Below are 18688 nucleotides of genomic sequence, written 5' to 3'. Positions count from 1 at the left end.
CCCGCACACCGATCCTTCGGACAAGCCACAACCCGGACCCATCAAACAGATTAACCCCAAGACCACTGCTAGGGGCTTGACCTAAAGGGGAGCCATTACCGCGCGTTCCTTGGGGGTCGGATCGCTGCTTGGCCAAAGTACCTATTCGGACCAGATGCGCCCGTTGCAGAGACGGCGCCGCACTACGCGACGCGAACCCCACCGACACCACCTTGTTTAAGGCGAACCTGACCGGCACGAACCTGGCCGGTGCAGACTTGATCGACACGCGCCTCACTAATGCGACCCTATGACAAGACCATGGTGTGGCCGGAGGGGTACACGCGGGCCGCGTCTGTACGCTGACCGCCGATAGCGGCTACGGTACTGGCGGCCAGAACGCCACTCCAGCAACAGATTTCATTCCCAGGTGGAGAGCCGTCATCAAGATCTTCACTTACTCCAAGCATGCGAGGTGAGGCTTTGCGTCGTCACCAAGTGATCCGCGCATTCAGGAAAGCCGGAAGAGTCGCCGGTCTTGGTCGCCACACAAACCATGCCGCTACACGTCCGCGCCGGTCGCCCCTTGAGCTATCCGTGACCTGGCCTCCATCAAAGCGAAGCCCAGCAAGTTGAGACCGCGCCAGCGTTCAGGATCGGTGGCGCGGTCGTCTGTCGCGGCCAGCCCGATACCCCAGACACGGTCCACCGGGCTGGCCTCGACCAATACGCGCTGCCTCGTGCCCAGAAGATACGCCAGCAGTTCCGCGTGCTGCCCGAACTTGGCCACACTGCCCTCCACAACCAACTCGAAGCGCTCGCCGGCCCACACCTGCTCGTCGAAGCCACGCACCAACCGGCCCAGCTTCTTCGCCTCCGCCGGGCTACGCGCCGACAAGATCCGCCCCCGCGTCTCTTCGTCGCCGAAGATCCGAGCCTTTCCCGCCATCATCCAATGCTCGGCCGAACCATATGTCGTTTTATCCACGACGAACGGCGCAGGCCACCACTGGCTCAAGCAGCCCGGGCCCACACCCCCATTCTTCAGCGGCTGGTGCCCCCAGAACATAAGCCACTTGGGAACACCACCCGCCCGGACCCCCGCAACAAGCTCCTCCCGGCTGCGACAGCCCACCGACCTCTCCATACTCACACCGACGATCTTCACACCCAACACCAGCAATCAGCCACCCAATAACCCCGGCGAGTTGTGAGTGTGATGAGGCCGAGGCGATGGCGCTCCACCCGTGCGGCCCCCAACCCGTGACGGTTCACCGCGCGCACATCGGCATGAGCGGACGGACCCGCGCCGCAGTCGATCTCGCCGCGCAGAACGCGCGCCCAGCGCATTATCGTGCGTTCGATCTGAAGCACTTTGGCATACGATGCCTGCCTGCCCTATCGCTTGCGCACAGGATCCGCACGAATTCGCAGTCCTGCAACGCGCCGGAACTCCGCAGGGTTGATCAAATGCCTTCGCGGGCAGTGGCGGCCAGTGATCCGAGGAGCGCGAGGGCTTCGCTGCTCGGGGAGCCGGGGGCGGCGTGGTAGACGACGAGCGCCTGGCCCGGGCTGGAGCGGACGTCGAAGGTCTGCATCGTCAGTGTCAGCGGGCCGACGGCGTGGTGCTCGAAGCGCTTGCTTTCCATGGTTTTTCCCCGCGCGTCGTTGGCGGTCCACAGCTGCGCGAATTCGGAGCTCCCGTCACGTAATTCGGTGAGAACCCGCTGGATTCGCGGGTCTTGCGGGGCCGCGCCGTAGCCGAGCCGCAAGCCCGCGACGGAGTTGCGGGCGACGTCATGCCAGTCCACGTAGAACCTGCGCGCGGCCGGATCGGTGAAGACCATGTGCATGAGGTTGCGTGAGTGGGTCCATTCGTGGAACAGCGCGTCGGCGATCGCGTTGGCGGCGAGGACGTCGTAGGCGCGGTTGTAGATGATGGCCGGGTTGTCCGGCCAGGCGTCCATGAGCTGGAGCAGGCTCGGGTCGACGCGGTCGGGCACGGCGGCCGCGCGGGCCCGCGGGCTGAGCCCGGCCAGCCGGAACAGGTGCAGGCGGCCGTCCTCGTCCAGGCGCAGCGCGGTGGCCAGGGCGTCGACCACCTGTGCCGACGGTCCGCGTTCGCGTCCCTGCTCGAGCCGCACGTAGTAGTCGACGCTGAGCCCGACCAACAGTGCGACTTCTTCGCGCCGCAGGCCGGGTACCCGGCGCGTACCGATGGTCGGGAGATTCACCTCGTCCGGCCGCAGCTGTGCACGGCGGGCACGCAGATAGTCGCCGAGTTCGGATGCTGCCATGTCCGCATCGTATGCGGGATAGCGGTGGCGTTCATGGGTGCGTTACTCCCAGGAGAACGGCTGCCTGCCAGGCCGACCTCGATGCGGCCATCGTGGTCGGCATGACACAAACGTCTGTTCCGTCTTCCTGGGATCTCACCGGCCGGGTGGCCGTTGTCACCGGCGCGGCCCGCGGCATCGGCCACGCCACCGCCACTCTGCTGCGTGCGCGCGGCGCCCGGTTGGTTGTCACCGACCGCCTCGACGCCGTCGAGCAGCTGGCCACGAACGACCCGGAGCACGTGGCCGCCCTCGTCGGCGACGTCTCCGATGAGGAATTGGCGCGCGCCACCATGCGATCGGCCATCGACCGGTTCGGGCGCCTCGATATCCTGGTCAACAACGCGGGCCGCACCCTGAACAAGCCGATCACCGAAACGAGCGTCGAGGAGTTCGACGCGATCATGCGGATCAACGCCCGCGGCAACTTCGTGCAGGCCCGTGAGGCGTTTCGGGTGATGGAGACGGGCGGTGGCGGGGCGATCGTTTCGATCGCGTCGGTCTCCTCGCTCGTCGCCTTTGCCACCCAGACCGCCTACGCCGCGTCGAAGGGCGCGCTCGCGCAGATCACGCGTGTGCTCGCGATCGAGGGCGGGCCCAAGGGAATTCGCTCCAACGCGGTGCTGCCCGGCGTGATCGATACCGACATCATGGACGGCGTGGTCGACAACGGCCGCGAGATGCTCGCCTCGTTCGGGTCGGCGCATCCGATCGGCCGGATCGGGAGCCCCGAGGAGGTAGCCGAGACCGTTGCCTTCCTGTGCTCCGATGCGTCGAGCTTCATCACCGGTGCGCTGGTGGCCGTCGACGGCGGCTGGACCGCCCAGTGAGCTCGCTGAACGGACGACTCACCGGCAAGGTCGCGCTGATCACCGGCGCGACCGGCGGCATCGGGCTGGCCACCGCGGAGCTGTTCGCCCGTGAGCACGCGCGGCTGGTCGTCACCGATCTCGACGAAGACGCGGTCCAGACGCTCGCGGCGCGACTTCGGGCCGACGGTGCCGAGGTTCTCGGTGCCGCGCTGGATGTTTCGTCGGCGCAGCAGTGGAGGCGGGTCGTCGAGTCGACCGGTCGGCAGTTCGGCGGTCTCGATATCCTGATCAATGTCGCGGGGGTGGTGGACTGGGGCGGGGTCGAAGACACTGAGCAAGATGCGTGGGATCGTGTGATCGCGGTCAATCAGACCGGTACTTGGCTCGGGATGAAAACGGCCATGCCGCTGCTGCGCGCATCGGGTGCCGCCTCGATCGTGAACACCTCGTCGGTTCTCGGCATCGTCGGAAGTGGCGGGGCCGCCGCCTATCACGCGTCCAAGGGCGCGGTACGGCTGCTGACCAAGACCGCCGCCGTCGAGTACGCCACGCGCGGAGTGCGGGTCAATTCCGTGCACCCGGGGGTCATCGCGACACCGATGATCCAGGACATTCTCGACGAACAGGGCGACGAACAACCCGACATTGTGCGCACACCCATGCGCCGCGCCGGTCTGGCCGCGGAGATCGCGTACGCCATGCTCTTCCTCGCCAGTGCCGAATCCTCTTACATCACAGGCGCGGAGCTCGTCGTCGACGGCGGTCTCACCGCGCACTGACCGGATGACTGATTCGCAACGTCGAGGTGATCGGGTCGGCGCGGCGGTGATCATGCCACGTGGTGACAGCGCGCACGATGCCCGCGGCATCTGCCCTACCGATACTTCATAGTTCGGACCTCGCAGAGCCACGAACACCACATAATCGGCATTAGCGCGCACTGCCGACGGCCAGGAGTTGTTCGACCCGTTGATCTTCCGCAGGCTCGCGCTGGCCGCTTCGAACCGCGCGGGTCGCGGCAATTGCGAACATTCGGCGAGGGCTACGTTGGGTTCATGGTGGCGGTAAGGATGTGTAGATGTCCGTTGTTGGGAAAGGTGGGTGGCGCGGCCGGGAGCCGTTCATGGAGGGCAAAGCCGGACTTCTCTGCTACTCGGCAGGAGGCGTGATTGCCCTCCTCATGTAGTAGCTCGAGCCTGGTCAGGTGAGGTCTGTGCTGCTCATTCAATGCCCATCGCGACAACGTCTCCAAGGCGCGGGCGGCGACACCGTGTCCTCGTGCGTGGGCGGCGGTCCAGTACCCAACCTCGGCGACATCTGGGGCGACAACCTTCGCCATTACATGACCGACGAGTTTCTCACTGTCGGTGACCACCGCGAAGCTGAACCGGGTGGCGGTCGACCAGCCGACGACCTGGGCTCGGAGCCAGTTCCGGGCGTCGGCTTCCTCGACGAGTGGATTAGTTAGCCAGCGACGCAATCCCGGATCGCGATGTGCCGCAACCAAAGACGGCAAGTCATCGGACCGCCAGGGGCGCAGTCGCAGCGCAGCCTCGTACTGCGTCTGCGGCGCTGTCAAAATGATCGTCGCGGGCACCCCGCCACCGTACCGCTCCGATCGCACCTGCTTTGACCAGAGGATCAGTGCCACAACGCATCCGAATATCGTCGGGATCTCGCTCAGGGATCGGCTGAGCAGCGGCAGCATAGGGTGTTCGCACCTGCACCGAAATCGGCGTCATGGGGCGTCCTGAGCCGCAACATATCTTGGCCGCTGACCGACCGCGCAGCGGCAATAGCGGATGTTGGGCGTCACGATCTAAAGCCTTGGCGGGTAATCGGACCGGAAACGAGTGGCGGAGATATCTCCCGATATCTCCGTCACCGCGTCAAGGCTTAGTTGACCCATTTCATGGCTCGAGCCGCGGTCACGGCAGCCGCTTCGGCGTCGTTGGCCGCGATACGGTCCTCTGCGTCTGAATGCAGACCGAGCCGGCCCGCTGCCTTGGCGGCGCGGATGGCGGTTTCTTTGGCCTTTCGCATGGGTGCGGGCAGGGCGTCGTCGGCCGGCTTATCGTCCTCGATGGAATCCTCGTTCTTGGTGGAATCGGGTCGTCTGCCTGCGAGGATTTCGCACTCGTGTTCATCCTTGTCTTTGACGCAGGCGTTCCAGTCGGGGATACACAGGGCGCCGCCTGCCCTCGCTGCGATACGGCAGGTCACTATGGAAGCGAGGGTGGCCAACTCACCTGCATGGTTGCGTATCGCCTCCACCCCGATATCGGGCTTCACGAAGGCGATCTTGTCCTTCTTCTGTTCCTCCGTGAGTGGTACGCCCTTGTATCGCGCCGACGCACTCACTGCTCGGGCCAAATAGCAGTCATTGATCGCTTTGCGGTTGCCCTCAGCGTCTCGTTCCTGCTTGGCGGTACACAGTTCAGGCGCAGTGGGCGGTTCTGCGGAAGCGGGAGCAGTGGCTAGCGTCAGCGCAACGCCGATGCTCGCGGCGAGAAGGACGGGTGCGAGAACACGAGTGGACGTGAGCATAGATCTCCTTCGGTTCGACTGTGCGGGCCGGTGACTTGCCGGTCGAGCAGGATCTGCTGTGCAACAAGTTCATCTGGTCTTCGGTGCGGGCCCGTTCTCGGATGACCACGCGCACTATCAAATCGACTGCGGAACGCGTAGAAGATCCTAAATGCCCAGCATCCGCAGGCAGAGAACCTGGCGTTGTGTCCACTTTCGGGATCACCATCGAGAGGTCCACCCCACAGACCGAGAACACGCGCACATGCCGGGTAGGCCGGGCGCATTACTGCGCCCGGCCCCCCTCAGAACCGGACGTGCACATTACTATGCATCCGGCTCAAGCAAGCCCGTAGCGGTCAGGGGCCGTTGTCGCCGTACAAGTCCTCGCCGTGCCCAATCCTTGAGTGACATAGACGAAGACGTCGCCCTCTGGTCCGTTCACCTTCACGGCTCGCGCCGCTCCGGCGTCTAACTTGTCCGTCGGTTCCAGCGTCTTGACCGCCTTCTTCCACCACGAGCTCACCTGGCCCGCGTCAGCCCCCTAATCAGGTCCGGACACTTGCTGGTCCGGTATCCGGCCGGTTATCCACGACCAGCTGGCGGAGGGGCCAGCCATTTCGGTCGCGGTTTCCCGCCGCCTTTCGGCCACCGGCATTCGCTTCTCGGGCCATCCCAATCCCGCTCGGGGAGTTCAGCTTTCCTCACAGTCAGCCCACCGGACACCAACTTTCGACGCCCGGACCCCGTCGGGGTTACCACGTTCCACACGCGCGAGATACGACCGGGGAGGGTGCCTCCTATATCCCGGGGACGGCGGTGCTCTCCCGGTCGAGTGCCGTCCCCGACCGGCGCCTGCCGCTTCACAACGACCAGCCCCTACTCCCCGCCAGCACTTCATCCCATCGACAGGGCCCCATTTACGAGACATCAACGAAGGTTCACGCAATTCACCCGTCCGACCTGCCCCTAACCCGTGGCCCCCGGATAGAACGGGAGCCCTTCGGCGTTCCTCTGAGCTTCGCACCCTGCCGTTACCAGCAACGCACGTCAGAGCGGGGCCGGGCATCGAGCACGAGCCCGGAACTCACACAGCCGAATCCAGATTCGGCCCTCCTATCTGCGAGTTCACTCGCATCGTGTGACCTCGTGTCGCAACGGCAGAAGCGGACGTTCTGCGCCGCAGCCGATCTCGCCGCGCAGGACGCCGGGCCACTGACCGCTCGGAACGCGCGCTCGGCGGCAGATGCGGACGTTCGGACCGCGCTGTGGGTGGCGATATCGGATGTTCTGAGCCAGAACGGATCTGGCTTGCCCGGGGCGCTGCGGCCGTGGCCGCCGGTGGATACCATCGCCGCGGCGTCGGTCTATGGGCCGCGAGTGAAACTGATCGGATCAACGGGGGTGCCGTACTTCAGCCTCAGCAGGAAATCGACCCAGCCCGCGACGCCGACGGCGTAGTCGGCGCCGTACGCCGTTGTCGACTCGTCCGCGGCCAGCAAACGTCCCCCGTGTATTCCGGCGCGCACTGCGAGAGCCGTGGCGACGTCCCGCGCCCGCGCATGAAACCGATCGTCTCCGGTGGCCGCCAGCAAGTCGAGCAACAATTCGCCACTCCCGGCAAGGCCGTGGCACAGCGAGGGGCCCGCCATCCATCTGCGTGCCCACACCGCGTCGCCGGCTCTTTCGGCCCAGCGCAGGGCACGCGGGTCGCCGGTGGTCTGCCCGAACCGAAGCAGGAAGGTGCCGATGCCGGCCGATCCGCTGCACCAATGATCAAGTAGCCGAGTCGGGTCGCGCGGTCCGATCGGCCACAGCGCACCGGCCTCGGTGTCTACACCTGCCTCGTACAGACTTTCGGCCGCCTCCCCCGCCAGTTCGATCCAGGACGGCTCGTTCAAGCGCACCCCTGCGGCAAGGAGGAAGGCAGCTATCCCGGCGGTGCCGTGCGCGAACCCGTAGTCGACGAAGCCCGCGTATCGAGGGTCGTAATCGCTGGGGACCGGCCACACCAACGCACCGCGGCTGTGTTCGGCACGATCGGCGAGCAGTGCCGCATAGTCTGCCGCACGGTCGCGAAATGTCGGTCTGCCCGTCGAGGACCAGAGCAGCAATGCCGCGCTCCCGGCGCCGGCGAGCCCGTGGGTGACGTCATGGTTCGGCCAGTCCGTCGATACCTGGCCGAACAGTTCCACTCCGGCGCGCACCAGGTTCTCGGAACGCAGAAATCGGCCGGCGTCACAGAGTGCTACGGCCGTACCGGAACGGCCGACGTACAGACCGGGCGCTGGGTTATGCCCCGAGCCGAGCCTATCGATGATCCAGTCGGCGGCGATCCGCAGCGCGGCCGATGCTCGGTCGTCATCGCGCACGCCGGCGACCCGGGTCAGGGTGGCGAGTACGCCGGCCGCGCCGTTGTACACATTGCAGGGGTCACTTCGCTTGCCGCCCTTACTCGTTGGCCACAGCAGCGCACCGTCGGGAGTCATCGAGCCGAGGAGATGGTCGATGCCGTCGGCCAGCAAGCGATCGATGTCGATCACACGGCGCGGGGGCGAACTGTGCGGCCGGCCTCGGTGCGTACCGGCCAGATAGGTGCGGGCCAGGTCGAGGGACCAGCGTTGCGCAGGCTCGTCATCGAGTAGACCGAGCAGCAGCGGCGTGGCCGACGCAATGTCACGGTCGGTCTCCGCGGCGAGCTCGAGCAGTTGAGCGATTCGGTCGCGGTTGCTTCGTGTGGGTGGGTCATCGGGGGCGAAGCCCGGTTTGCTGCCGGTACACAGCAGGAACAACAGCGCACCGAGCGCATGGCAATCCGCGGCGAAATCGGCGGGTGCGCCCGTAACTTGTTCCGGGGCCGCGTAATCCGGTGTCCAGGCCGACATCGAGGTGCTGCCTGGCCGACAGGCGAACTCCAGATCGATCAGGATCAGTGAGCCGTCCGCGCGGACCATCACATTCGTCGCCGAGAGATCTTGAAACACCACGTTTTCCGCGTGCACCGCGCCGATCGTCTCGATCAGCCGGAGCGCCATCGCTCGCCAGCCGGTGGCGCCGTGCCGCTGCCTGCGCCACTCGAGAAATGTCGTCCCGGAAATCTCTTCCTGGACCAGGAACAGGTCGCCCTGCTGCTCGAACATCGCAAGCCTGCGCGGCACCACACCCGTGGGAGACAGTAGGTCCAGCATCTCGGCCTCATTGCGCAGTGTGTCCTGCACATTCCAGCCGTGCGGACCATCGCCGACCCCGGCGCGAGCCTGCTTGATGATCACCTCCGCGCCGGTGAACCGATCGGTCGCCTCGAAAACACCCCCCTTGTTGGCGTGGACGATCGCCCGGCGCACCACGAATCGGTCCGCCAGCAAAACCCCGTCGACTGCTTCGCCGGCCGGGTCGGACCGCGCGAAGGGGTCGCTCGCCCATGGCGGTGGGGTGAACCGGCCCTCTCGCCGGTCCTCGACCTTGCTGCCGTCCGGTGCGGTCAGGACCGGCAGGTAGGCGCCGTCATTGCCGAGTGCGTCCTCGCCGACGAATTCCCCGTACCGATAGTGGATCAGGCTGCCGGCCGCGTAGGGACGGTCCGAAAGGATAGTCGGGCCGGCCAGTCCCGCGGTCGCCTCGTGTAACTGCGCGGCAAGCAAACGTAATTGGTCGTCGTCGGCGGGATAGACCGTGATGAATTTGCCTGCGCTGCCGCGTGGGTAATCAGCCGAATTCAGTTGCCGGACACGGTCGAGTGACACGGCGAATTTACATATACATCCGGCACGGAGCACTATGTCCAGCGTCCGGTCGAGCACCGCGGTGGCCGTGCCGACCGTGGCGGAAACATGCAGCTTCCACCCTTGGCGAGGCAGGTGGTAGCGGCCCGGGTCGAGGTGGCACCAGAATTCGTCCGTCCATACTTGCCAATCGGATTGCCACGCCGGGTGATTCATGGCCAGATCAACCAGTGCCGAGCACGGAGGGGAGACAACTCTCCCCTCCGCGACGTCATCCGACGCCGAAACGACTACCGCCGAATTACTTGTCACCGTGGCAGGCTTGGCCCCGGGTCGGGTCCGGCCAGATGACCGTGCCGACACCATGATCGCGTTCCGGCAGCGTCTGCAGCGCCGCCACATCGGTGGTCAGCTTCTCGAACTCCATCTTCGCTCTCCCTACTTTCTCGAATCGGGTCGCCGCCGACCCGACAGCGATCGGCCGAATTGCCGGGCGCAGCAACCATTGTTCGTACCGGAGCTGCCGAAAGCCATGGACGGTCCGCTCAACGAACCGATTGTCGCCGACCGTTTTCCGGCGTACTACCGTGACTGACAACCAGCCCAATTGGTTTGGGGGAAGGGGTATCTCCGTGGACGTCCACCATGGTCCGATCGGAATCATCTGGGACATCACGTATGCGTGCCCGCTACGGTGCATACACTGCTATTCCGAGTCGGGCAGACGAAAGACCATGCATCCGACACGCGAGCAACTCTTCCGGATGACCGAAGCGTTCATTTCCCTTCGCCCGCAGGAAGTCGCGATCGCCGGTGGGGAGCCACTGTTGGTGGACGGCCTGTTCGAGGTTGCCGAGCGATTCGGGCGGGAGGACATCTCCGTCATCCTGTACACGAGCGGATTGCCGGTGGACGCGGCCAAAGCGGAAGAAGCGCTGCGCCACTTCCGCACGGTCGCGGTGAGCATGGACGGCGCCACCGCCGAGGTGCACGACCGAATCAGGGGCCGGGCGCGGGCATACGACCGAGGCATGGCCGCGCTGGCGATCCTCGACGATACGTCGCGCCGGATGAAAGCCGCCGATACCGTGCCCGGCACACTCGGCATCGAGGTCTCGATCATGCGCGGCAACCTGCACCAGGTCGAAGAGTTCTGCACGACGATCGCGCCTCGCTTTCCCGAACTTCGGCACCTGGTCTTCACGGTGACCATGCCTGCGGGACTTGCCAATCGGGCGGGTTTCGTCGACCACGAACTGCTCGGTGACACCGAATCCCACCGGCTGCTCAGCCCCGAATATCTCGAGCGTCTGCGCAGCCTCGCCCCCGCGGGGGTGGAGATCAGGATCGACAACCACTGGCGGGACATGATCCACCCGGACGACGTCGCGAACGGGCGCGTCACGCCCATCATGCACGTCCGACCGGACGGCGGCGTGCATGCCATGCCGATCTACGAGGGCACGGTGGGCAGCGTGCTCGACGAGCCCGCGATGACCCTCTGGGAGCGGGCGGTAGCTAGGTGGAGCGACCCGTTCGTCGTCCAGACGCTCGGCCCGGTACGGACCATGCGCGACTGGGCGGAAGCGGCCCGCCGTCTCGACTACCACTTCGGTGATGCGGCCGACCGCGCCAGGATCGATCGTCGCCCCGTCTTCCAGCGGTAATCGCGCGCAGTGAGGGATACGATCACGGTGATCCGAATCGCTGACACTCCAACAGGATTCACGAAATATAAGTTCTGACTGTCTCACAGCGCGGCAAGGAACCCCGGCGCTGCGGAGTGGCCATAACTTCAATGGATTCTTAGGCGGGCCGTCAGTGCTTCTGACAGATTCTCTGGCTTTGACAACGCTGGATGGCAGAACTGTCACTCTCGCTCCCGGGGAAATGGGCGGGTTCGTCGTGCACATGTCCCTGTCCGTGCCCGTCCAGGGGATCGCGAACCACCGCGGACCGGGCACCACGGGGACGCCCGCTCCTGGTTCGGCGCTGGCCGGTTTCAGCGGCTACTACCGTGTTCGGCCGGCGTCGACGGGCCTCTTTCCGCGGGCTACGGGGCATTACCGGGTCGCCGAGGAACTGGCGCAGGTCACGGGTCGGCCTTGGCCGTGGCCTGCGGGCCTGGACCCGTTCCTGCTGATGGCGCACTCGTCTCCACGGGATGAGGTGTGCCTGGTGGTGGACGAGGTGGCGCAGCCGGTCACCGATCAGGCGCTGGGCTCGTGGCTGCGGGGGCTGCCGGAGTTGAGTACCACGACGCGGCGGCTGGAGGACCCGGTGGTGGTCTTGACCTGCAGCGAGGGCCGGGTGCGCCAGCAACTGGCCGACTTGACCGGGCGTCTGGTCTGGTTTCCCCACGGTCTGATGTCCGTCGGCGCCGGACATGCCGCGACCGGTGTGCGGGTGGGCCTGCACTGCACCCCGAGCGGCCGCGGCGGGCGGTTCGGATCGGTCTACCCCCAGGGCCTGGCCGGTGACCGGGTGCGGTGGGCGTACCGATCCCGGTTCCCCACCGACCCCACCAGCTGGCTGGTCGAACGGTCCGCTCCGCCCGGTACTGTGCTGCCCGCCGGACTGCGCCCGTACCTGTTCGGTGGTCAGCGCACCCGCGGCCTGTGCTACTTCGACCGGCGTGACTACCGCTCCCGATTCGCTGCCCTGAACGCGCGACTGAGCTATTCGCATGTGGCCTGGACACCGAACCACGCCTACCAGCCACACACCAACCCGCTCACCACCACAGCGCGCCCGTGGCACAGCCGGGAACTGGGCCAGCTGCCGTTCGACCTGCACGACACAGCCATCGTGGTCGGCTACTTCGCCGACGGTGGGTTCGCGGTCTATGACGCCCGGCGGGACCTGACCTACTGGGAGACACCGTCTGCGTTCGGGCGGCGCCTGCGCAAGGACCTGACCGTAAGCGGAGGACGGACGCCCTCGCGGGTGCTACTGCTGACCGACTTCGACGCGGTGCCGGCCCTGGCTTGCCAGCAGATCGCGCACGGCCTAGGCGGTAGGACGCTGATCACCGCGAACACGCCCGCAACCATGTTCCTCGACGAAAAGGACCTGCGGGGTGCTGCTCCCGCAGCGCGCGTCGCGCTGCTGCCGGCCACCAACACCGTCGGCCCGCCAGTGTGGACGATCACGACTTCTGCCGGTACTTCCACCACGCGGTCCGGGCACCCAAGCCACCGCGCAGCCCAAGCCTGGCCGGCCGATATCCACGCTGCGGCAGCCTATTCAGCGAACCCCGGCGCCACGGATGCCGTCGGGCAAACACAGCAGGGCATCAGCGATTCGACCGCGCCGCGGCAACAGACCCCCGGCACCGGGATCGGCAGCAGCACTCGTATCGCTGTGTCGGAGCAGCGCCCGCCGTCCGAACACGAGTCGGACTGGGAAACGGTATCGGACGAGGACTCCATCCACTCGCACCGCACAACCGGATATGACCAAACCCGCGACGACGCCTCCGACTCGGAGGATTCCGCCTACCGGGCACGCCGGGCGGCGTGGGTGCGAGGCAAGCGACGGGTCGGGGACCCGGCGGGTCCGCCCGACGAGCACGATATCGCCGACGAATCAGCGCGGACTACGCAGGAGGAACCCCAGCGGGAGATTCCCACGATCGAGATCACCCCGCCGGACGGTATGAGCGATCCGATCCGGGATTTCGGTACCCGCCGCGACGGTTCCCAGGACCTGAATCACATCACTCCGGTGCCGCAGGAGACGGTGGAATGGCTGCACGAGCAGGTTTTCCGCACGGTGGAGGGCAACCGCGGCGCGGACGAGGGCTTCCGGGCCGAGGTGCGGCGGGTGCTGAGCGGGCGGTTGCTGTCGAGCGAGTGGGCTCGCCTGCTGAGCGAGTCGGGCATGCCGCTGCGGGTGCAGTATCGGGGCCGCAGCTATCCGGTGTCATTGCGGGTGTCGCTGCGGGCGATCGGGCCGGCGAAGGAACAGATCGAGCCCCTGCAGGACGGGCCACCGGTCGGAATTCAGCGGTGGGCGTTCTGGATTTCCGACACCGGTGACAACGCAGGCAGCAGCGACCTGCGGGCGTTCTCCTATGCGCATGCCATCCGGTGGGGCACCGGTAACGAAAAGCTGAGCTCCGTCACGCTGACGCCGGAGGTCGACATCGTGCACAACCAGTTGAGTACCGGTGTGTCGGTGGGCGCGACGGTGCAGCCGATGACCATCATCCGGAGCAAGGGGCGGTCGTGGCCTTTCGATTACGAAATGGTCTGGGAGCTGCGTGAAAACGACGGCCCGCGTGACCTGCTGTCGCCGAAACCGCCTGCCGGGCAGTGGCGGGCCACCACCGGAGACGCGCCGAACAAGCTGCTGGTCTGGTTCCCGGGCTACGTGTCCAAGTCCGGCGAGACACCCAGAATAGATCCGGAAGACCCCGCCACCATTCCCGCTCCGATGGATCGGCTGCGTGCCGATGTCCCGCTGCACGGCGTAACCACCTTCCCGGACCACGACAAACTCCTGGCCGATGTAATGGCCTCGTTCGACGAGCATTTCGACGACATCTCCGACAATTCGGCCGAGCAGTTACGGGAGTTCTTCTCCGAGGGCAATGTTCGCAGCATGATCCCGATGTCGTGGGACCGCCCGGCCGATTCCGGGACGGATGGCGATTCCGATAGCGACGCCGAGGCGGATGATTCGGGGTGGCAGGTGAAAGACGGCTCGGTGGAGTCCCCGATCTTCTACACCGCGTCCGGCAAACCGATCGGCTTTCTGGAAATCACCACCGACCTGCACGGCGGGACCGAGCCCACCGGGCCGACTACGGAAAAGTCCGTGCTGGAATCGTATGTGCTGCGGTCGCTGCGGGCGCAGGGCAGTTCCACCATCGCCAACTCGCTCGGCGGAGCCACCTCGCTGTCGCTGGGTTTCGGTGGAACGCATACCGACCCCGCCACCGGCACTCCGTCCCGCGGCGGCCAGTTCACGGTGCAGGGCAAGGTATCCCAGCACTTCAGCCACACCCTGAACTACGGCGGCAGTGCCCGGATGGCGCATTCGCTGCGCACCGGCGAGCCGCTGCTGCACGTGACACCCACCATGACCGTGCGCGTGCGGCTTGTGCGCCCGGACGGCCCCCCGATCGAACCGAAGACGGATTCCCCGTTGGACGGTGGTCGCGACTATCCGATCAACATGCTGGTGCCGTCGCTGGCGACGCTCGGTCACGCGCCGACCGAAACCCGTTATGCACCACCAGAAATCCTGCATTTGAAGCAGTTGGGCGTCTCCACTACTCCGCTGCGGGTCGATGGCGTGGAGCCGCTGCTCGTCGAGGCCGGGCAATGGCTGTCCGAGCACGGCTTCTTCCCGTCGGGCCGTGCGAGCTCGAGCAGGCTGGACGCCGCGACCCTGGAAGCCACGCACACACAGCGATTGAACAATCTCCGAAAGTTCAATCAGCTGAGCAACGCGCTGGGCCGGCGGTCGGCGCTGGACGAGATGATCGAGGGCGGCACCGCCGTCTGGTTCGAGCTGCCCACCCGCCCAGGCACCGAGCGGGTGTCGATCAATCTCGCCGCCGAGCGCCGCTATCCCACGCCGGGCGCCCCGCTCGACGGCGTCGAGCACCAATGGACGTTGCCGAAGGTGCAGACGCTGAATTACACCGGATCCACCATTGCCGGGGACGAGCAGTTCACCAAGACCCCGCGCGCGTGGCATGTCGCCACCAACGGCTCGATCACGAACCCGCTCGACAACACCAAGCATCTGTGGTTCCAGAACCTCACGCCCGACCACACCTTTTCGAGCCAGTCGTCGAAGACCCAGGAATCCACGGCGGGCACCGGCCACGAGTACTACACGCTGTCTCCCACCGACGACGGCACCCAGGTGTTCACCGTGCCGGTCACCTACCGGATGCAGATCAGTCACAGTCACATCGACCGCCACGGCCATCGTCACAGCCGCGGCGCCGGACCCGCGCCGTCGTCCGCCGACGGCACCGTCAGGCTGGCCGTGCCGACGTACCGGACGACGACCGAAAAGCCCGAGATCACCGCCGAACCCGCGGATCCGATCGTGCGCGATCGCACCGACCAGGACACCCGGAATCTCGCGTTGCCGTCCCCGGGCCGCACCCTCGAAAAGGGGGTACTGCGGATCCCGGAGACCGCCCTGCTCGATCGCGTCGGCGGCAGCAAGGTGCTCCGCAAGACCGTCCTGGACCTGATCGACGGCATCGAACTCGAGGCCGCCGAGAACGCCCGGACCGCCCCGGCGCTGCCCGGCTCCTACCCTGCCGAAGCGACCGAGGGCGAACCTGCGGCCCATGACTCCGCCGCCGATCCGGAGACCGAGCCTGCGGACGACGCGGCGGGAGCGATGTCCGAATCCGGCGTGGACACCCGGCCCCGCAGACGGGTACCCGGCGAGTTCCCCGACGATCCCGAGGAATTCGCACTGCCACGCTGGAACACCGACCCGGCGTTCCAGCGTCAGCGCAACACGGATGAGTTCGCCGACGGCCCCGAGGAATACGAGCTTCCGCTCTGGAACACCGAAACCGATCCGGCGATCCGGTTCCTGCGCGACCTCGAAGGCGGAACCCTGCCTCCCCCGGGCGAATTCCCCCACGACGCCGAACACCAGGAGTCGCACCCGGATCCCGCCGATGCTCGAGCGGACACGAATAACACTGAGCCGCAGACTCATACGGACTCGATGCGGTCGGCGCTGGGCGAGTTGACGCGCGAGATGGTGCGCGACGGCACGCACTGGGCGGTGGACAAGGCCACCGGAATGGGCCGGTGGGTGTGGCGCACCGCGGTCGGAGAACCGGCGACGAATCCGGAGTCGATGGCGCACGAGCTCACGCACACCGCGCTCTCGCCCCAGCACGTGAATGCCAACGCGCTGCGGACGTTCCGGGACTCGTATGTGATCGAGGGCGCAAACACGCCGGGAGCGTTGGCGGGGACCGACATCACCGTCGAGATGACGGGGTACCTCACCGACGTCAAGGTGCTGTCGCAGCCGCCGAAAATGGACGGTGAACGCTGGTTGCAGTCGGTCAACGGCTCCGCGCACACCGAGTCCGCGCAGCGCGGTCATCGGACCGGCGCCACATATACCGGTTCCGAGGGTGATTACCACAGCAGCGTCGTCGGTGGCGGCGCCTACCACTACAACACGACCAGCACGAAAAGCTCCACCACCAACGACAATTCCGGCGTCTTCCGGGTCACCACCGAGGACACCACCCCGGTGCACCGGTTCTCCGCGACCGCGCACTACGTCGTGACAGTGCGGGTCGGCAACCGTAACTTCGCCAGGGGCGTGCTCCCGGGAGGCATGCGCGGAGAGCGCACCCGGACGATCGAGATCCCCGACGCCGTCGAGTTCCTGCTGGTGGACAACGATCTGCAGAACCACCCCGATCTGCTCGCGCTGGTCTCCGCGCACAGCCTCATCACCGGCACCGATTACGAGGTGCCCGAGGCGAACGAGCCCGATCGCCGGCTGCCGACCGCTTTCGTCGAGAGCGGCAAGCTGGGCTTCGGCACAGTCACTGACGTGCATCTCGAGGGCGGTCGCAACGACCTGCAGGATCTGGCGCGGGAGCTGATCGAGGAACACGCACCCCGGGCTACCACGCCCGGAACGGTGAACTATCAGCCCGGCGTGCTGACTCGGATCAACGAGCACACCACCACGCTGGGCCTGCGGACCCTGCCGAATGCCGGTGACGAGGGGGCGGTGTTTCATTTCATCGATCGCTCGAGCTGGCTGGGGCCACGGCTGGTGGAGGTCAAGTTTTCCGCCCGCCCGGACCCCGCCGGGAAGTGGTCCGAGGCGCGCGGTAAACGAGTCACCGCCACGTCCGGGCTGGACAATATCTTCGGTCACTCCACGGGACACGGCGCCGCCCTGGGTGGCGCGACCCGTGTCGCCACCACGCAGACCCGCGGGCATCAGGTCGATGGGATCCTCGGCGGGCAGATAAACGGGCACCGCCCGAAGTTCGACCTCGCGGTGCAACGCACGAGCAGTGTCAACGAATTTCAGCAATCTAGCCGCGAAATCCGTTCCTGGCAAAGCACTCTCGGCAACACCAGCGAATTCCCCGTGCCCTACCGATACGTCGTCGAGGTGAAATCCCGCCGCCTCGACGAGGCGCTACTGACATACCTGGTACATCGCGGCATCGACGGCCTGGCCGCGACCGGTCAGGCGTTGGGTGTCCTACCGCCCCTGGATGTCTCGCACGTGACCACGCCTCCGCTGAGCGTCGGCCGCACCACCCGCGCCGCCCAGGTCCTGATCCGGTTCAACACCTCCGAGACGCCGCCGGACGATTCGGTTCTCGCCCACACCAATCCAGCGATCTACAGGTTCGATCCCGCCACTCCGGGCGAGGATGACGCAATCAGCTACGACATACGCTCCCGTCTGGGCGGCCCGCCCTGGTTACCGTCCCGGCCGATCGAGATCTACGACTTCGGCGGCGTCGGGCAGCTCGCCCAGGCCCTGCGGCTGGTCGACCCGTCCCTGGACACGAGCGGGCAGGCCCTGGCCAACCGCTCCTCGGAGGGCATGTTCATCCGCCTGACCACCCTCGTCGAGAGCGGCCGTCTCACGGTCCACGGCCCCGCCGCCTCCGCGCCCTTCCTGACCGCCGCCGCGCCGCAAGGCGGGCCCGATCCCGCGCCGCACACCGGAAAAGACCACGACACAACGACGTCCATCAAGTTCACCCTGTATTCGCCCCGCATCGAGAAGACCAGTAAGGACACCGCCATCCACCGCGTCGAATGGTCCGGCGACGGCTTCGGCTCCCAGGTCGACAACACCCTGTCCACGGCCGCCGCATTCGGGATGAACGTCCGCTACACCGGCGAAGGCGGCCAGCGCGGCACCTTCAATACCCCGATCACCGGCGAGCACGCCGACCACGGCCAATCCGGCACCGTCACCAGCAACCGCCGCGAACTCCTGCGCTTCGGCACCCCCATGGAAACCGCCAACGGCGGCACCACCGGTCATCGCATCCGGGCCCTGGGCGTGCTCGAGATCCGCGGACCGAAGGGAACCCTCTGGGTCATCGGCGATCTGCTGCTGCGCAGCACCGAAACCCCACCGCCCGAGGCCATCTCGTTCCCGCCACTGCAGGCCTCGGCCGACTCGACCACCCGGCCGGGGACCGGAGGCGCGAACTTCCGCACGAGAAGCTCCGAGCCGCAACAGAACACGAACGAGCCGGAGCCGACGGATCTCCCGCCGAACTCGTAGAACAGCCGCAGGTCCGGGACCTGCGGCCGTTAAT

The 18688-nt window shown here is 66.4% G+C and carries 11 protein-coding genes; 5 read left to right on the top strand and 6 right to left on the bottom strand.

Annotated elements, in window-relative coordinates; genetic code table 11:
- Positions 1–128: 128 nt before the first annotated feature.
- Complete coding sequence (locus tag ACFWF1_RS16710) at positions 129–293, top strand: pentapeptide repeat-containing protein (protein ID WP_379282877.1); 165 nt, start codon at positions 129–131, stop codon at positions 291–293.
- 248 nt (positions 294–541) lie between these two features.
- Here the strand turns inward: ACFWF1_RS16710 and ACFWF1_RS16705 are convergent, their stop codons facing one another.
- On the bottom strand, positions 542–1048 hold the full coding sequence (locus tag ACFWF1_RS16705; protein WP_379282908.1) for an NADAR family protein: 507 nt from the start codon (positions 1046–1048) through the stop codon (positions 542–544).
- Positions 1049–1445: 397 nt separating this feature from the next.
- A complete protein-coding gene (locus tag ACFWF1_RS16700) occupies positions 1446–2276 on the bottom strand; it encodes a helix-turn-helix transcriptional regulator (RefSeq protein ID WP_379282876.1) in 831 nt (276 codons plus the stop codon).
- Between the two features lie 101 nt (positions 2277–2377).
- Between ACFWF1_RS16700 and ACFWF1_RS16695 the strand changes: the two genes are divergently transcribed.
- A complete protein-coding gene (locus tag ACFWF1_RS16695) occupies positions 2378–3145 on the top strand; it encodes an SDR family NAD(P)-dependent oxidoreductase (RefSeq protein WP_379282875.1) in 768 nt (255 codons plus the stop codon).
- On the top strand, positions 3142–3906 hold the full coding sequence (locus ACFWF1_RS16690; RefSeq protein WP_379282874.1) for an SDR family NAD(P)-dependent oxidoreductase: 765 nt from the start codon (positions 3142–3144) through the stop codon (positions 3904–3906). Before ACFWF1_RS16695 ends, ACFWF1_RS16690 begins: the two co-directional genes overlap by 4 nt.
- Before the next feature lie 263 nt (positions 3907–4169).
- On the opposite strand, the gene ACFWF1_RS16685 is transcribed toward ACFWF1_RS16690, so the two are convergent.
- The 4 genes from ACFWF1_RS16685 to ACFWF1_RS16670 all read right to left on the bottom strand — a co-directional run bounded on the left by ACFWF1_RS16685 (position 4170) and on the right by ACFWF1_RS16670 (position 9802).
- Entirely contained in the window at positions 4170–4835 is a 666-nt protein-coding gene (locus ACFWF1_RS16685; RefSeq protein WP_379282872.1) for a GNAT family N-acetyltransferase, read from the bottom strand.
- A 188-nt stretch (positions 4836–5023) separates the two neighbouring features.
- On the bottom strand, positions 5024–5674 hold the full coding sequence (locus tag ACFWF1_RS16680; protein WP_379282871.1) for a hypothetical protein: 651 nt from the start codon (positions 5672–5674) through the stop codon (positions 5024–5026).
- Positions 5675–7020: 1346 nt separating this feature from the next.
- Positions 7021–9591 (bottom strand): class IV lanthionine synthetase LanL, encoded by a 2571-nt coding sequence (lanL, locus tag ACFWF1_RS16675; protein WP_379282870.1) that lies wholly within the window; start codon positions 9589–9591, stop codon positions 7021–7023.
- An 85-nt stretch (positions 9592–9676) separates the two neighbouring features.
- Complete coding sequence (locus tag ACFWF1_RS16670; protein WP_379282869.1) at positions 9677–9802, bottom strand: hypothetical protein; 126 nt, start codon at positions 9800–9802, stop codon at positions 9677–9679.
- On the opposite strand from ACFWF1_RS16670, the gene ACFWF1_RS16665 reads away from it, so the two are divergent.
- Entirely contained in the window at positions 9780–11042 is a 1263-nt protein-coding gene (locus ACFWF1_RS16665) for a radical SAM protein (RefSeq protein WP_379282868.1), read from the top strand. The genes ACFWF1_RS16670 and ACFWF1_RS16665 overlap by 23 nt on opposite strands.
- Positions 11043–11220: 178 nt before the next feature.
- Positions 11221–18654, top strand: a complete 7434-nt coding sequence (locus ACFWF1_RS16660) for a hypothetical protein (protein ID WP_379282867.1) — start codon at positions 11221–11223, stop codon at positions 18652–18654.
- Positions 18655–18688 lie beyond the last annotated feature (34 nt).

It is taken from the genome of Nocardia sp. NPDC060255 (assembly GCF_042727395.1).
Lineage (GTDB): Bacteria > Actinomycetota > Actinomycetes > Mycobacteriales > Mycobacteriaceae > Nocardia.
This window is presented reverse-complemented; position numbering and strand designations above follow the sequence as displayed.

What these genes read in the sequence shown, in the direction of transcription:
- ACFWF1_RS16705 (WP_379282908.1), bottom strand. Translation starts at nt 1,048, where the DNA reads ATGTTCTGGGGGCACCAGCCGCTGAAGAATGGGGGTGTGGGCCCGGGC.
- ACFWF1_RS16700 (WP_379282876.1), bottom strand. Translation starts at nt 2,276, where the DNA reads ATGGCAGCATCCGAACTCGGCGACTATCTGCGTGCCCGCCGTGCACAG.
- ACFWF1_RS16695 (WP_379282875.1), top strand. Translation starts at nt 2,378, where the DNA reads ATGACACAAACGTCTGTTCCGTCTTCCTGGGATCTCACCGGCCGGGTG.
- ACFWF1_RS16685 (WP_379282872.1), bottom strand. Translation starts at nt 4,835, where the DNA reads ATGCTGCCGCTGCTCAGCCGATCCCTGAGCGAGATCCCGACGATATTC.
- ACFWF1_RS16680 (WP_379282871.1), bottom strand. Translation starts at nt 5,674, where the DNA reads ATGCTCACGTCCACTCGTGTTCTCGCACCCGTCCTTCTCGCCGCGAGC.
- lanL (WP_379282870.1), bottom strand. Translation starts at nt 9,591, where the DNA reads ATGAATCACCCGGCGTGGCAATCCGATTGGCAAGTATGGACGGACGAA.
- ACFWF1_RS16670 (WP_379282869.1), bottom strand. Translation starts at nt 9,802, where the DNA reads ATGGAGTTCGAGAAGCTGACCACCGATGTGGCGGCGCTGCAGACGCTG.